Origin of the sequence: Azoarcus sp. DD4 (genome assembly GCF_006496635.1) — a bacterium.
In the GTDB taxonomy this organism is placed as follows: Bacteria; Pseudomonadota; Gammaproteobacteria; order Burkholderiales; family Rhodocyclaceae; genus Azoarcus.
Genome location: NZ_CP022958.1, coordinates 1,217,876 through 1,230,446, shown reverse-complemented (window position 1 = coordinate 1,230,446; position 12,571 = coordinate 1,217,876). Strand labels below are relative to the sequence as shown.

Below are 12,571 nucleotides of genomic sequence, written 5' to 3'. Positions count from 1 at the left end.
AACTCGACTGCCCGGCTCATCCGAGTGTGAAGTAGTCGCCATGGGCCGGCAGCGGTGGCGGCGCCACGTGGCTACGCGGAAAAACGACTTGCGCAACGGTACCGCGGCCCCCGGCATTCGGACTGAGCGTCACCGTGGCGCGATGCAACTCGGCGATCTCCCGCACGATAGGCAGGCCGAGCCCGGAACCGTCTACGCCGCTGCCCAGCACGCGGTAGAAGCGTTCGAACACCCGCTCCCGATCCGCCTCCGGAATCCCGGCGCCGGTATCTTCGACCTCGAGGATGGGTGCGCCGGGGTGGCGGGTGCGGGCGGTCACGCTGCCGCCGCGCGGGGTGTACTTGATCGCGTTGTCCATCAGATTCTTGATCATCTCCCGCAGCAGAACAGCATTGCCTTCCACCTGCAATACCTGGCCGCTGCTTTCCACACCGAGGTCGATGTTCTTGGCCAGCGCACGCGGGAAGAGATCCTGCGCCACCTCGCGCACGACCGCTTCGAGATCGACCGGCTCCACCGTGTAGAGCTTCTCGAAACTCGCCTCGGCACGCGCCAGCGACAGCAACTGGTTGATGAGATGGCTGGCGCGATCCGCGCTCTGGCCGATCTGGGTGAGGGAGGCACGCAGTTGCTCGGGATCGCTCTCGAGCAGGGCAAGATCGGTCTGCATCTTCAGACCGGTGAGCGGCGTGCGCATCTGGTGCGCAGCGTCGGCGATGAAACGCTGCTGCGCCTGCAGGTTCTCCTCCAGGCGCGCCATCATGTCGTTGAAGGCGACGATCAGCGGCCGCACCTCTTCCGGCACGCTCGCCGGCACGATAGGCGACAGGTCGGTCGGACGCCGCCGCCGGATCAGGCTCTGCAAGCGGTTGAGCGGCGCGATGCCGCGCGTCAGCCCCACCCACACCAGCACCACCGCCAGCGGGATGATCGCGAACTGCGGCAGCAGCACCCCGGTGACCACGCGTGAGGCAAGATCCGACCGCTTGTTGCGGGTTTCCGCCACCTGCACCAGCACCAGCGGACTGGCGGGTTCGGGCCATGCCTTGAGGAACTGGTAAGCCACGCGCACCTCTTCGCCGTGGATCACCTCGTCGCGATACAGTACCTCTTCGGCCAACACGATGGGCGGCGGCGGCACCCAGGGAATCTCCCGGTCGCCGGTAATCGTTTCGCCGGACTGATTGGCGACCTGGTAGTAAACGGTGTCGTCCTGATCGGCACGAAACAAGGCGCGCGGCGGTGCCGGGAAATGTACTTCCACCTGCCCCCCCTCGACCGACACCAGGCGGGCGAGCGAACGCACGCTGTCGGCCAGCGCGCGGTCATACGGCTGGTTGGCGATGTTGTCCGCGACGTTGTGCGTGACGATGATGGATATCGGCCACAGGAACAGCAGCGGCGCGAGCATCCAGTCGAGGATTTCGCCGAAGAGCGAGTTCGGCTGCCCTCCTGCCCGCCCGCCGCTGCCGCCCTTGTCAGCCTTTCGCCGCCTGGACAGCATCCGGGTTTTCCAGGCAGTATCCAAGCCCGCGTACGGTCACGATGCGCACACCGCTCGCTTCCAGCTTCTTGCGCAGCCGGTGCACGTAGACTTCGATGGCATTGCTCGACACCTCTTCGCCCCAGCCGCAAAGGTGATCGACCAGCTGATCCTTGCTGACCAGGCGACCGACGCGGAGGATGAAAACTTCGAGCAGACCGATCTCGCGTGCCGAGAGCTCCACCACCTGACCACCGATCTTGACCACCCGGTCGGCCTGGTCGTAGCTGAGATTCCCCACCTCGATACAGCGCGGCTGGCCAGTGCCGCGGCGCGTCAGCGCCCTCACCCTGGCTTCGAGTTCGGGCAGCGCAAAGGGCTTGGTGAGGTAGTCATCGGCCCCCGCGTCCAGGCCGCGCACACGGTCCTCGACGCCGTCCTGCGCGGTGAGGATCAACACCGGCAGCGCGGACTTCCGCGCCCGCACCCGCTTCAGCACCTCGATGCCCGGTAGTTTGGGCAAGCCGAGGTCGAGTATCAGCAGATCGTAGGGCTGGGACGCCAGCGCCGCGTCCGCTTCGGCGCCGTTGCCGACATGGTCCACCGCATAACCGCTACGCTTGAGCGCCCTGACGATGCCGTCGGCGATGACCGGATCGTCTTCCGCCAGAAGGATGCGCATAGGATTCCGGATGTAAGTTGTACGTAAGCGGATACGCCTAGAGTGCGTTCCGCTGTTCTCCTTTTACTCGGTCTTCGGGAGCGTCGCCATCTTAATGGTCGCCGACGTTCCAGGGAGTTCATCGCGCAATGCGTGGTGACTCCCTGCCGCCTTTTTCCCCCTTTCCCCGTCAAGGATTATCACACGCCCGGAGCGCCGGCGGCGTGCGCTTTGCTGCGCCTGTTTCGCCACCGGCCGGTAAACGAAAACGGCCCCGCCGTAGCGGGGCCGTTCATGGCGATCAGGCTCGCCGGACTGGCATTACATGCCCATGTCCATACCGCCCATGCCACCCATGCCGCCCATGCCCGGCATTCCGCCGGCCGGCTTGTCTTCGGCCAGCTCGCCGACCATGCAGTCGGTGGTGAGCATCAGGCTGGCGACCGACGCGGCGTTCTGCAGCGCGGTGCGGGTCACCTTGGTCGGGTCCAGCACGCCCATCTCGACCATGTCGCCGTACTCGCCGGAAGCAGCGTTGTAGCCGAAGTTGCCCGAACCCTCGACAACCTTGTTCACCACCACGGAAGCTTCGTCGCCGGCGTTGGCAACGATTTCACGCAGCGGCTGCTCCATCGCGCGCAGCACGATCTTGATGCCGGCGTCCTGGTCGTGGTTGTCGCCCTTGAGACCGGCCAGATTGGCCCGGGCACGCAGCAGCGCAACGCCGCCGCCGGGGACGATGCCTTCTTCCACCGCAGCGCGGGTAGCGTGCAGGGCGTCTTCCACGCGAGCCTTCTTTTCCTTCATCTCGACTTCGGTGGCGGCGCCGACCTTGATCACCGCAACGCCGCCGGCCAGCTTGGCCACGCGCTCTTGCAGCTTTTCACGGTCGTAGTCGGAGGTCGCTTCCTCGATCTGCACGCGGATCTGCTTGACGCGGGCTTCGATACGCGAGGCTTCGCCGGCGCCGTCGATGATGATGGTGTTTTCCTTGCCGATCTCGATGCGCTTGGCCTGGCCGAGGTCCTGCAGGGTGGCCTTTTCGAGGGTCAGGCCGACTTCTTCGGCGATCACCTGGCCGCCGGTCAGGATGGCGATGTCTTCCAGCATGGCCTTGCGACGGTCGCCGAAGCCCGGCGCCTTGACGGCGCAGGTCTTGAGGATGCCGCGGATGTTGTTCACCACCAGGGTGGCGAGCGCTTCGCCATCGACGTCTTCGGCGATGATCAGCAGCGGACGGCCGGCCTTGGCAACTTGCTCCAGCACCGGCAGCAGGTCGCGGATGTTGGAGATCTTCTTGTCGAACAGCAGGACGAAGGGGTTGTCGAGGATGGCAACCTGCTTATCCGGGTTGTTGATGAAGTAGGGCGACAGGTAGCCGCGGTCGAACTGCATGCCTTCGACGACGTCGAGCTCGTTCTGCAGCGACTTGCCGTCTTCGACGGTGATGACGCCTTCCTTGCCGACCTTCTCCATCGCCTGGGCGATGATGCCGCCGATATCGGCGTCGGAGTTGGCCGAGATCGAACCGACCTGGGCGATTTCCTTGTTGGTCGAGCAGGGCTTGGAGATCTTCTTCAGCTCTTCGATGGTGGCGATCACGGCCTTGTCGATGCCGCGCTTCAGATCCATCGGGTTCATGCCGGCGGCGACGAACTTCATGCCTTCGCGGACGATGGACTGAGCCAGCACGGTGGCGGTGGTGGTGCCGTCACCGGCGATGTCGGAGGTCTTGGAGGCGACTTCCTTCACCATCTGGGCGCCCATGTTCTCGAACTTGTCCTTCAGTTCGATTTCCTTGGCGACGGAGACGCCGTCCTTGGTCACGGTCGGGGCGCCGAAGGAGCGCTCGAGCACCACGTTGCGGCCCTTCGGGCCCAGGGTCACCTTGACGGCGTTGGCCAGCACATTGACGCCGGCAACCATGCGCTCGCGGGCGGAATCGCCAAACTTGACTTCTTTAGCAGCCATTCTTTAGAACTCCTTGAAATTCGGGATTGCGGATCAGGCAATGCGGGAGGCTCAGGCCTCGACCACACCCATGATGTCTTCTTCGCGCATGACGAGCAGCTCTTCGCCCTCGACCTTCACGGACTGGCCGGCGTACTTGCCGAACAGCACCTTGTCGCCGGCCTTGACGGCCATCGGGCGGACCTTGCCGTCGTCCAGGATCTTGCCGTTGCCGACCGCCAGGACTTCGCCCTGGTCGGGCTTTTCGCCCGCGGAGTCGGGGATCACGATGCCGCTGGCGGTCTTGCGCTCGGCTTCCAGACGCTTGACGATCACGCGATCATGCAAGGGACGAATCTTCATGGATCTCACTCCTTCTTTTCGATTCAACTGACAACACGGGCCAAGCCCGCAAACTAAATTCGCTGGGGTTCCGCGGCACCGCCGCGGCTGTTAGCACTCACTGCCAACGAGTGCTAATAATAGGGACGGCCCCGGCCGATTTCAAGTACGGACATATCGATATCTTTTTCGAGGCGGCGCGCACCACCGCCCCGGGCGCCACCTGCAGGCCCGTCAGCCCAGCAGCAGTGCGTCGTCGTCCAGCTTTTCGCCACGCACCCGCTCGAACATCGCCAGCAGATCAGGCACATCCAGACCTTCCCGCTCCTTGCCGGAAACGTCCAGCACCACCCTGCCCTGGTGCAGCATCACGGTACGTTCGCCCACGTCCAGCGCCTGCCGCATGCTGTGCGTGACCATCATGGTCGTCAGCTTGTGCTCGGCGACGATGCGGGCAGTGAGCTGGATCACGAAGTCGGCCGTGCGCGGGTCGAGCGCCGCGGTGTGCTCGTCGAGCAGCAGGATGCGCGACGGCTGCAACGCCGCCATCAGCAGGCTGACCGCCTGACGCTGGCCGCCGGACAACAGTCCGATGCGGTCTGCCAGGCGGTTCTCCAGGCCGAGGCCGAGGGTCGCGAGGTGGGCGCGGTATTCCTCGCGCCGCGCCGCCTTCACCGCGCGACCAAAGCCGCGCCGGCCGCCGCGCAGGTCTGCGAGCGCCATGTTCTCCTCGATGGTGAGGTCTTCGCAGGTGCCCGCCATCGGGTCTTGGAACACGCGCGCGACGCGGCTGGCGCGCTCCCACACCGGCTGCCGGGTGACATCGACACCGTCGATCTCGATGCGGCCGCTGTCGACCGCCATGTCGCCCGACACGGCGTTGAGGAAGGTCGATTTTCCAGCGCCATTGGAGCCGATCACGGTGACGAACTGAGCGCTCGGGATTTCCAGCGTCATCCCGCGCAGCGCACGGGTCTCGATGGGCGTGCCGGCGTTGAAGGTAATGTGGAGGTCGGTTGCGCGCAGCATGTCAGTATGCGCCTAGCCGCCTCAAGCGTACTGCCGCCCCCTTGGGGGGGTGAGGCAGGGGTTTCGCGGCGCACTGCGCCGTGCCTACCGAACGGGCCGGCTGTGCAAAGCCGGCCCTACGCGAACGCAGTGAGCGTGAGGGTTGTTTCATGTCAGACTCCCTTGCGGCCGGACCAGCGGCGCTTGAGCATCGGCAGCACCAGTGCCACCGTCACCAGCACGGCGGTGACCAGGTTGAGATCCTGGGCCTGCAGGCCGATGAAATCGCTGTTGAGCGCGAGCGCGATGAAGAAGCGGTACACGATGGCGCCGACGATGACGGCCAGCGTGGCGAAGAAGAGCTTGCGCGAGGGCAGGATGCTCTCGCCCACGATGACCGCGGCCAGGCCGATGACGATGGTGCCCACCCCCATCGAGATATCGGCGCCACCCTGCGTCTGCGCGAAGAGCGCGCCTGCCATGCCGACCAGCGCGTTCGACAGAGCCATGCCGCCCAGGATCATCCAGCCGGTATTGACGCCCTGCGAGCGCGCCATGCGCGGATTGGACCCGGTCGAACGCATGCCGAGGCCGATCTGGGTGGTGAAAAACCAGTCCAGCGCGAGCTTGGTCACCACCACCACCCCGATCAGCAGCAGCGGGCGGAACACGTAGTCGGCGACGGACTCCATCTGCAGGACGGTGAACACCGTAGGCTCGGTGATCAGCGGCACGTTGGGCTTACCCATGACGCGCAGATTGATCGAATAGAGCGCGATCATCATCAGGATGCTGGCCAGCAGATCCATGATGCGCAGGCGCACGTTCAGCCAGCCCGTCACGAGGCCCGCCGCGGCGCCGGCGATGGTCGCCACCACGGTGGCCGTGAAGGGATCGTGGCCGGCCGCGATCATGGTCGCCGCAACCGCGCCGCCGAGCGGAAAGCTGCCGTCGACCGTCAGGTCGGGAAAGCGCAGCAGGCGGAAGGAAATCAACACCGCGAGCGCCACCAGGCTGAAGATCAGCCCGATCTCGAGCGCGCCGAGCAAGGAATAGAGCGACATCTTGGTTCTACCGGAAAGGGCACGAGGCCACGCGCAAATGCGGCGACTCCCCGCCGGCCAGCCTCGCTCGCCGACCGGGACGGGGAAAACGGAGCGGTGCCGGCCTTACTCGACGATCTTGGTGGCCGACTTCAGCAGGGCATCGGCAAGCGTCACGCCCTGCTTTTTCGCTGCCGCCGGATTGACGTAGAGCTCCAGCTTGGAACTGGTCTCCGAGGCGATGCTGCCGGGCTGCTCGCCCTTGAGGATGCGCACTACCATGCGGCCGGTCTGTTCGCCGAGATCGCGGTAATTGATGCCGAGCGCCGCGATCGCACCGCGCTTGACGCTGTCGGTGTCGGACGCGACCAGCGGGATCTTGGCGTCGTTGCCCACCTTCACCAGCGACTCGTAGGCGGACACCACGTTGTTGTCGGTGTTCGTGTAGATGACATCGACCTTGCCGATCAGGCTGCGCGCGGCCGAGCCGACGTCCACCGTGCGCGGCGCGGCGGCCTCCACCAGGCTCATCCCGTGGGTCGGCAACATCTCGCGCAGCGCCTTCACCACCACCACCGAGTTGGCCTCGCCCGGGTTGTAGACCATGCCGACGCGCTTGGCATTGGGCACCACCTTGCGGATCAGCTCCACCTGCTTGTCGAGCGACAGCACATCGGACACGCCGGTGACGTTGCTGCCCGACGGCGCCATGCTCGGCACCAGCTGCGCGGCCACCGGATCGGTCACGCCGGAGTAGATCACCGGCAGCTGCTTGGTCGCCGCCACCACCGCCTGCGCCGAGGGGGTCGCGATGGCCACGATGGCGTCCGGCTGGTCGCCGACGAACTTGCGCGCGATCTGCGCCGCCGTGCCGGTATTGCCCTGCGCGCTCTGGTACTGCCACTTCAGGTTCTTTCCTTCCTCGTAGCCCGCCTTGGCGAGCGCATCCTTGACGCCGTCGCGCACCGCGTCGAGCGCCGGATGTTCGACGATGGCGGTCACCGCGACCGATTTCTGTTGGGCTGCAACCGGGGCCACCAGCGATATCGACAATGCCAGCGCGCCCAGGATGGCAACGTAGGGCTTGGAAAGCGACATGGAAGGATTCTCCTTGTTGATTTGAACGGTGACATGCAGACAGCCCGCCGACCGGTAGCGATCCGCGAGACGCGGAGTTTAACCCGAGCGACAGCGCCGGTCAGAACGCAATTGCCACGCCGAAATGCAAGCGCAGCCGGCGCTCGTCCTGCGACCAGGCGAGGTCCGCTGCGAGCGGCCCGGCCGGGCTGCGCCAGCGTGCGCCGACCCCGTAGCCAGTGCGAAGGCGGAAGTCCGCACGCGCATCGGCGGCGTCGCCGCTGTCGATGAAGAAGGCGGTGCCCCAGTCGGGGCGGAACCAGCGCACGTACTCGGCGCTCGCCACCGCCAGGTAGCGGCCACCCACGGTGGCGTCGCCCTCGCGCACGCCGAGGCTCTGATAGGCATAGCCGCGCACCGTCTGCGCACCGCCGGTGCGGAAAAGGAAATCCTGCGGAATGCCGTCGCGGCTGGGCGCCAGCGTTGCGCCCCCCTCGGCGCGCAGGATCAGGGTGTCCGTTTCGCCCACCTGCTGGTAATGGACGTAGCGCGTATAGAGACGGACGAAATCCTGCTCGGCCAGGGCGATGCTGGTGCCGCCACCGAGCTGGAACTCGAGCACGTAGCCATGGCGCGGGTCGAGCAGATTGTCGACCGCGCGCCGGGTCCAGGTCCAGTTGGCGGTGAAGGTGTCGTGCTCGGTCGCTCGGGCGCCGTCCGGGCGCACTTCCTCATGCTGAAAGCGCAGCGCGATCTGGGTCTCGATATCGCCACGCAGGGTACTGCGGGCAACGCCGACTGCCTGCGTCGCCAGCTTGAGTCCTTCGAGGTCGCTGCGCTCCACCAGAGCCCCGACGCTGTCGCGGTGTCGTGCCCGCTCCGGCGGCAGAAAGACGTCCGCATACGCGGCCTGGCGGCGCTGCTCCAGCCGCAGGCCGGACGACAGCTCCCACCCGCGTGCGAACAGGTTGGCATCGCGGTAGTTCGCCTCGACGCGGTAGCCGGTATTGCTGGAAAAGCCGGCCCCGAAGCCAACCCGCCGCGGCAGCGCCTCAGCAACCTGCACCCGTACCGGTACCGCGGCCGCCAGCGCCGGATCGTGCTCGACATCCACCACCACCGAGGCAAAGTGCGGCGCGTTCTGCAGCGCAGTCTGGAAAGCGAGCAGGGCGTCGCGGTCGTAGTCCGATCCCGGCTCGAGCGTGCTGTAGTGGGCGACGAGATCGGCCGGCAGATGCTCGATGCCGCTTACCTGCAACGCCCCCAACCGGAAGGGCGGCCCGCTGTCCACCGTAACCGACAGCCGCACGCTCGCTGCCGCCGGATCGACCTCGGCTCGGCTGGCGACAATGCGCGCCGCGGCGTAGCGCCGGCGACCGACCTCGTCGATCAGGCCTTGTTTGGCCGCATCCCAATCCGCCTGCCGGAACGGCGAGCCACTCGGCAAGGCCCACTGGCGGCGCAATTCGGCGACGCGTTCGCCAGCCGACGGATCGCCGGCGATCCCGCCCTCGAAAGCGATGTCCACGCCGCCAATCACCGCCCGCGTGCCGGGCTCGACGATCAGTCGCCAGCGCGGTGCTTCGCTGCGGTCGAGCCGTATCGTCGGCGAGAAATAGCCTTCGGTGGCAAGCAGGTCGGCCACCTCGCGTCGCGTGCGCCGCGCCAGCGCGCTGCGGTCGGCCGCTTCCTCGGGCAGCGCGCGCGCCTCGCGCAGGATGCGCAGATGCTGTTCGAGCAGCGGCCGCAGCACGTCCGGCACCTGCAGTTCGACCTCGAGCCCATCCTCGGCGTGTGCGGCGCAGGCCAGCGCCAGCAACAGGCCGGCGCCCAGCCGCAGCAGTCGGCCCGCTGCAGCCGACACCCGGTCAGGACTCCCGGTGATAGCCGGTGACGCGCTCCACCTCGTTCTTCGAACCGAGGATGACGGGCACGCGCTGGTGCAACTTGGTCGGTACCACGTCGAGGATGCGCTCACGCCCGGTGGTGGCCGCACCGCCGGCCTGCTCGATCAGCATCGCCATCGGATTGGCTTCGTACATCAGGCGCAGCTTGCCGCCCTGGGCGCGACACTTCTCGTCCATCGGGTACATGAAGACGCCGCCGCGGGTGAGGATGCGGTGCACGTCGGCCACCATCGAGGCCACCCAGCGCATGTTGAAATCCTTGCCGCGCGGCCCGGTCTTGCCGGCCTGCATCTCGTCGACATAGCGCTTCACCGGCGCTTCCCAGAAGCGCGCGTTCGACGCGTTGATGGCGAACTCCTGCGTATCTTCCGGCACCGTCATGAACGGATGGGTGTAGATGAAGCTCCCCATCTCGCGGTCCAGCGTGAAGCCGTGCACGCCGTTGCCGACCGTCAGCACCAGCTGGGTGGAGGGGCCATAGACCGCGTAACCGGCCGCCACCTGCTCCTTGCCCTGCTGCAGGAAGCTCTGCTCGGTCGGCTCGGTCGAACCTTCGGGGAAGCGCAGCACCGAGAAGATGGTGCCGACCGAGATGTTCACATCGATGTTGGACGAGCCGTCGAGCGGATCGAACAGCAGCAGGTAGCCGCCCTTCGGGTAGTCGAAGGGGATCTGATGCACCGTTTCCACCTCCTCGGACGCCATCGCCGCGAGGTGGCCGCCCCACTCGTTGGCCTGCAGCAGGATCTCGTTGGCGATCACGTCGAGCTTCTTCTGCGCCTCGCCCTGCACGTTGTCGGTGCCCGCCTCGCCCAGCACGCCGGCGAGTGCCCCCTTGGACACATTGACGCCGATCGCCTTGACCGCGCGGGCCACGACCTCGATCAGCAGGCGCAGGTCGGCCGATACGCGGCCTGCCCGCTGCTGCTCGATGAGGAATTGGGTGAGTGTGACACGACGCATGAGTGACTCCCTTGCCAGGTAATTGAACTGAAACGGCGCGATTATCCCGCTTCCTGCGCTTGCGCGCACGGCCGCATCGCCCGCCGGCTGCCGCCAGCGTTTATCATGGCTGCCCGTCGCGGAACTCCCGCCGTGGCGGCAACTCGTAACAGCGCACACCTCGACAACACCAGAATCCCTTATGCACGTGATGGTCCTGGGCGCCGGCGTCACCGGCGTCACCACCGCCTGGTATCTGCGCAAGGCGGGCTTCGATGTCAGCATCGTCGATCGACAAGCGGCTGCCGGACTTGAAACCAGCTTCGCCAACGGCGGCCAGATTTCCGTCAGCCACCCTGAGCCCTGGGCCAATCCGTCTGCGCCGCTGACCGCCCTGCGCTGGCTTGGCCGCGAGGATGCGCCGCTGCTGTTCCGTCCCCATGCGCAACGCGACCAGTGGCAGTGGGCGCTCAGCTTCCTGTTCGAATGCCTGCCGTGGCGCACCCGCCGCAATACCGAAGCGATCGCCCGGCTGGCCGTGCATAGCGCCGAGCGCCTGCGCGAGCTGCGCGAAGAAACCGGCATTCGCTACGACCAGCTGGAACGCGGCATCCTGCACCTGTTCTTCAGCGCCCAGACCTTTGGCGATGCGCCGCGCCGTGCGGCCGAACTTCATCATCTCGGAATCGCTGCCGAGGTCGTATCGGCAGAAGAATGCGTTCGGATAGAACCTGCGCTCGCGGCCAGCCGGGCCGAGCTTGTCGGCGGCCTTTACGCACCCGACGACGAATCCGGCGACGCGCATTGCTTCACCCAGGCCCTGGCCGCACGCCTGCCCGAACTCGGCGTTCAGGTTCACCTGAACACCACGATAGAACGCCTGTCGTCTGCCGGCGGGCGCATAGACGGCATCGAGGTCCGCGACGTGGCCGGCCGCACCGGCACGCTCTCCGCCGACGCCTACGTGCTGTGCCTCGGCAGCCACAGCCGGCAGCTGATGGCGCCACTCGGCGAACACTTGCCGATCTATCCGGTGAAGGGCTATTCGCTGACGGCGCCGGTCATCGATCCCGCCCACGCACCCGAGGTCAGCCTCACCGACGAATCGCGCCGCATCGTCTGCTCCCGCCTGGGCGATCGCCTGCGGATTGCCGGAACCGCCGAACTGGACGGCTACAACACGACGCCGCGCGAGGAACGCGGCCGGATGCTGCTGGAATGGGCGCAGAACCGCTTCCCCGGCGCCATCGACCCGGCTACGGCAACGCTTTGGGCCGGCCTGCGGCCGGCCACGCCGGGCAACGTCCCCATCATCGGCAGGAGCGCTTACGACAAGCTCTGGTACAACACCGGCCATGGCACGCTCGGCTGGACGCTGGCCTGCGGATCGGCCGCAGCGCTGGCAGAGCTGATTTCCGGACGCCGGCCGACACCCGACTTCCCGTTTCGCTGACGCCAGCCGCTGCGCACCCCTCGAGCCCGCAGCGAAGCGTCAGGCGGCCGCTGTTGCGTCGCTCGACGTCGAACAGGCGCAACCGCTGGCAGTCGATCCGGAACAGCTCCCGGCAGCGGCGGCGGACATGGTGCCGGTTTCCACGTCGAAACCGATACTCTGCAGATGAAAGGCGAGCGCGGCATCCATGCCGCCGACGTGATTATCGAACCACGGCGGCAGTTCCTCGACCAGCCTGCGGCCGAGGAAGAGGTCGCCGCGGGCGGCGCGCTGGCGCACGTCGCGCATCACCGTCAACACACGGTCGTGCTCGGCGCGATGGCAACCGGGGAAATTCACCTGCTCCATCCAGCGGTTTTCCTGGTCGAAATGCGCTTCGGTGTGCGCGATGAAGGCATCCAGCCGCTCGATGAAGGTCTCTCCCGTCGCTGCGGCGAGCACGTTGTAGAGTTCGACGAACTCGCGGTGGGTATCGTCCATCCGCCCCAGGCCGAGCTCGAACTGATCGGTCCATTCCATCTGCTGCATCTTTCCTGCCTCCTTGTCTGCCGCCCCGGATACGAGCGACGTTCCGCCTTATAACCCAGCAAACGGCCGCCCGCGATGACACCGGTCAAGAAATCCGGCCCCACCCTCCGGGTAGGCTGCAACGAAACCGTCACCGCGATCGCCTAGATTGTCGGCACTCGGCAATCCGGACGGCCA

11 protein-coding genes are annotated in these 12,571 nt (G+C 66.5%); 1 reads left to right on the top strand and 10 read right to left on the bottom strand.

The genetic code is table 11. The features are described 5' to 3' along the window. Nucleotides 1-16 precede the first annotated feature (16 nt). The 9 genes from CJ010_RS05860 to CJ010_RS05820 form a co-directional block, all read right to left on the bottom strand. Nucleotides 17-1,504, bottom strand: coding sequence for a sensor histidine kinase (locus CJ010_RS05860; protein ID WP_141017170.1), 1,488 nt, complete (start codon nt 1,502-1,504; stop codon nt 17-19). Further along, entirely contained in the window at nt 1,479-2,165 is a 687-nt protein-coding gene (locus tag CJ010_RS05855; RefSeq protein ID WP_141017169.1) for a response regulator transcription factor, read from the bottom strand. The genes CJ010_RS05860 and CJ010_RS05855 overlap by 26 nt, the downstream gene beginning before the upstream one ends. A 300-nt stretch (nt 2,166-2,465) precedes the next feature. Then, nucleotides 2,466-4,115 carry a chaperonin GroEL gene (gene groL, locus CJ010_RS05850; protein WP_141017168.1) on the bottom strand — a complete coding sequence of 550 codons (1,650 nt, stop codon included), beginning with the start codon at nt 4,113-4,115 and terminating at the stop codon, nt 2,466-2,468. Nucleotides 4,116-4,166: 51 nt separating this feature from the next. Next, nucleotides 4,167-4,457 (bottom strand): co-chaperone GroES, encoded by a 291-nt coding sequence (gene groES / locus CJ010_RS05845; protein WP_141017167.1) that lies wholly within the window; start codon nt 4,455-4,457, stop codon nt 4,167-4,169. Between the two features lie 213 nt (nt 4,458-4,670). Further along, on the bottom strand, nt 4,671-5,465 hold the full coding sequence (locus CJ010_RS05840; RefSeq protein WP_141017166.1) for an ABC transporter ATP-binding protein: 795 nt from the start codon (nt 5,463-5,465) through the stop codon (nt 4,671-4,673). A 152-nt stretch (nt 5,466-5,617) separates the two neighbouring features. After that, nucleotides 5,618-6,508, bottom strand: a complete 891-nt coding sequence (locus tag CJ010_RS05835; protein WP_141017165.1) for an ABC transporter permease — start codon at nt 6,506-6,508, stop codon at nt 5,618-5,620. A 105-nt stretch (nt 6,509-6,613) separates the two neighbouring features. Further along, entirely contained in the window at nt 6,614-7,585 is a 972-nt protein-coding gene (locus CJ010_RS05830) for an ABC transporter substrate-binding protein (RefSeq protein ID WP_141017164.1), read from the bottom strand. 100 nt (nt 7,586-7,685) lie between these two features. After that, complete coding sequence (locus tag CJ010_RS05825) at nt 7,686-9,428, bottom strand: autotransporter assembly complex family protein (protein WP_141017163.1); 1,743 nt, start codon at nt 9,426-9,428, stop codon at nt 7,686-7,688. 4 nt (nt 9,429-9,432) lie between these two features. Then, a complete protein-coding gene (locus tag CJ010_RS05820) occupies nt 9,433-10,434 on the bottom strand; it encodes a class 1 fructose-bisphosphatase (RefSeq protein ID WP_141017162.1) in 1,002 nt (333 codons plus the stop codon). A 181-nt stretch (nt 10,435-10,615) separates the two neighbouring features. Between CJ010_RS05820 and CJ010_RS05815 the strand changes: the two genes are divergently transcribed. After that, nucleotides 10,616-11,866: a D-amino acid dehydrogenase gene (locus CJ010_RS05815; RefSeq protein WP_141017161.1), complete on the top strand. Its 1,251-nt coding sequence runs from the start codon at nt 10,616-10,618 to the stop codon at nt 11,864-11,866. 39 nt (nt 11,867-11,905) lie between these two features. Here the strand turns inward: CJ010_RS05815 and CJ010_RS05810 are convergent, their stop codons facing one another. Continuing rightward, nucleotides 11,906-12,394, bottom strand: a complete 489-nt coding sequence (locus tag CJ010_RS05810) for a bacteriohemerythrin (protein ID WP_141017160.1) — start codon at nt 12,392-12,394, stop codon at nt 11,906-11,908. Nucleotides 12,395-12,571: the final 177 nt, after the last annotated feature.